General features: G+C 71.0%; 1 protein-coding gene. It reads left to right on the top strand.

What is annotated here, in order from left to right:
* Positions 1-216: 216 nt before the first annotated feature.
* Positions 217-3231 (top strand): Zn-binding domain-containing protein, encoded by a 3015-nt coding sequence (locus QZY48_RS19585; protein WP_295434327.1) that lies wholly within the window; start codon positions 217-219, stop codon positions 3229-3231.
* The last annotated feature ends 104 nt before the right edge of the window (positions 3232-3335 follow it).

A 3335-nucleotide genomic window follows, 5' to 3' on the forward strand; every position in this document is an offset into this window, starting at 1 on the left:
AATCGTAATCGTAATCTTAATCTTAATCTTAATCGGAGTTATCGTAGTGCCCCAGATTCTACCGCACCCCAAGTTGCATCGCTTCTCCGGTTACGACAACGACAACGACAACGACAACGACAACGAGTGACAGGTACCATGCCCAGACCCGGGTGGCTGATCGTTGCATTTGCGCGCCTGTTTGCGGGGCGGCGCACATGATCCTGAAATCCACAGATGACTGCTTTTTCTGAAATGATCGCCGCCGCCCCCTGGCTGGTCCCCCTGGTGGTCTTCCTCGTCGCCCTCGCGCTGGCGCTCGGGATCAATGCCGCGGTCATCGCGCGGCGGCCGACCCGCGACAGCGGTGCCCTGTGGACCGCGGTGCTGGTCTGGACCGGCGGCCCCCTGGCCGCACTGGTGCTCTATGCCTGGACCCTGCAACTGGTCGATGCCGCCTGGTGGCACCGGGGCTGGCACCCGCTGTTCGACGCGACCGGCCTGCGGCTGGCGCTGCCGTGGCTGCCGCCCCTGGACCTGCGGGTCCCCTCGCCGGTGGGTCCGGATGGGCAGCGGCTGGCCCATCCCGAGTGGTGGGCGCTCGCCATCCCCTTTGCCGTCTGGTTGGCCGTGCTCCTGATCCAGCTCGCGCTGCCGACACCGGCGCGCAGCCCCGATCAGCCGCGCCCCGGGGCCTGGCTGGCCGGCTCCGCGGGCTTCGAGAATTCCCGGCGCTGGGCGCTGTGGGCCCTGGTCCCGCCGTTGCTGCTGCTGCTCCTGTGGAGCGCCCCCGACCTGGGGGAGGGGCAGGCCCAGGAGCGGGCCGCGCCCTGGGGCCTGCTCGCGGTCGTCGCGATCACCCTCGTTGCCATTGCATTCAGTCGCGGCCCGGACGCCGCGGCGGCGACGGACCAGGCGGGCGCGGCGCCGCCCGCGGCCCCCGGCGACTGGGCGGCGGCGCTGCGCGGTGCCGGCTTCGCCGTCCAGACCCTGTGTCGGCTCCCGGCCACCGAGGCGGCGCCGGAAAGCCGCGAGCCCGGGGCGCGCGCCCTGCTCGACCAGTGGCCCTTCCTGCGGGAGCGCCGCGTCGCCCCGGAACTGATCGAGGCCGTCGCCGACCTGTTCGGTCCGGACGCGGCGCAACGCGGCGGGCGCAACCGGCTGATCCTGGCGGCGGACGACGCCGGCCAGTTGGAGGCCCTGGCGGTCGCGATCCAACTGACCCACCTGCGACTGGAACTGGTGACCCTGGTCGTGGTCCCGCAGGCCCCCGCGGCCTTCGCCGCGCGGCTCGCGCCCTGGCTGCCGGGCCCGGAGGCCATTCACCTGCCGCGGGCCGCTGTCCCCATCGACAGCACCGCCATGGCCTGGGTGCTGGATGTCGGCACCCTGTCGGAGCAACTGGCGGACCTGGCCGACAACCCCGTGCTGCTCGGGCGCATCGGTCTGACCGTGTGGTTCGACCTGGACGCCTATTCCGGGGTCCGGGCGGCCAACTTCTGGGCCCTGTCCCACCGTCTGGATCGGCTGCTGCGTGCCCGCGGCGCCCAAGAGGCGCGCTCACTCACCTTCGCCCGCGATCACCGCGGCCATGAGGCCAACTTTGCGGCCTTCTGGTCGCAACTGCTGCCCTACGACTACCAGCCCGCGGAGCGGGTGCTGGTCGCCCGGCGGCGCCCCCATCCCATCGCGATCCACCTGCTGGAGCCGGGCGCGGACCCAAGGCCCCCAGACCCGGCCAATCCGGACCCGGCCAATCCGGACCCTGGCGACCCCAGCCTGGCGGCCCTGCGGGCCAGTGTGGCGGCGGGGTGGCGCACCCGGTTCGACCCGCCGCCCACCCTGGACCTGGTGCGGGCCGGCGACTTCCTGCAGCAGCAGGTCGGCGGGCGTCGCCTGGCCGATGGTCTGGCGCGCGACCCGGCGGACGCCGCGGCGCGGATCCTGGAGGTCGGCGCCGCGCAGGTGCTGGCGCTGGCCGACCTGCTGGCCCAGGGCGGGCGCGCCCTGACCGCCTTACCGACCCACCAGGTGGGCCTGCTCGCGGCGCCCGGCAACCCCTATGTGCGGCACCTGCTGGCGCAGTTGGCGCAGGACCCCGAGGCCTTCTTCCGGCACGTGCGGCGGCTGGTCCCCGGGGTGCCGCAGCCGGCGATCGTGCGCCGCCACCTGTTGCTGGCCCTGCGCGAGATGGAGGCGGTGGCGAGCGGGCTGCTCGACACCTTTCAGTGGCGCGATGCGATCCTCGACCCGGTGTTGGAGGAACTCGCCAACCGCCACGAAATCGAGCGGCGCGACGTCCGTTATCTGGACGACAACAACGTCTTGAAGGTCGATACCGGCTATCGCAGTTCGGCGGCGCAGTATCGCCCGGGGCCCCTGGATACCGTCGGCGATCAGTTGGTCTCGGTGGTCCTGCGCGAGGCCGGGGGGAGCCTGGCCCTGCTCCAGCGCATCGACCCGGAACGCGCCACCATCGTCGCCTATCCCCGGCGCGTCTTCCAGGTCGCGGGTCAGTCCTACCGCATGAACCCCTGGCCCGCGACCAACGCTGACGCGATCAGACGCTCAGGCGTACTCTATTGCACCCGCACCGATGACCCGGCGCTGACCTGGCGGGTGAGTGAGCCGCGCCTGCGCCGCACCCAGGTCGACACCCGCTACAACCAGGTCTTTCTCGACCAGGGCGGCCTGAACAAGGCCGTGATCCAGACCTGGTACGAGGAGGAGGTGACCGGCATCATCGAGGTCCGGCCCGAGCGTCACGGGACACTGAGCCGCAGCGAGCCCCTGTGGGGCGAGCCGATCGAGAGCCTGGCCTTCCCCACCCAGGGGCTGCTGCTGCGCTTCCTCGCCGAGGACCTGGACGAGGCCCCCGCCGCCCTGCACTCCATCGCCGCGGCCCTGGGCCAGGTGTTGGCGGTCCATGTCGGGGTGGAGGAGGACGCGGTCCTGGTCATGGCCGCACAGGGGCTCAAGATCGGCCGGCGCCGCGAGTCCGGCCTGGTGATCCTCGACCTCCATCCCCAGGGCATTGGGTTGATCGATGCGCTCAATGACGACGACGACCTGTTGCGCCGGCTGCTGGAATACACCCGGGACTGGCTGGCCGAATGTCCCTGCGCCGCCGCGGCCGGTTGTCCCCGGTGCCTGCAATCCCCGCCCGCGATCGCCGCCACCCGCCATTCGGTCGAGCGCCGACTGAGTCGTAGCGAGGCGGTGGAGGTCCTGCGGCGGGTGTTGGGGGGCTGAAGAAGGGCTTAGCAACGAGACAAGAACAAGTTAAACACAAACACAATCGTTGTCGTTGTCGTTGTCGTAATCGTAATCGGAGAAGCGATGCAACTTGGGGCGCT

The organism is uncultured Thiodictyon sp. (genome assembly GCF_903828115.1).
In the GTDB taxonomy this organism is placed as follows: domain Bacteria; phylum Pseudomonadota; class Gammaproteobacteria; order Chromatiales; family Chromatiaceae; genus Thiodictyon.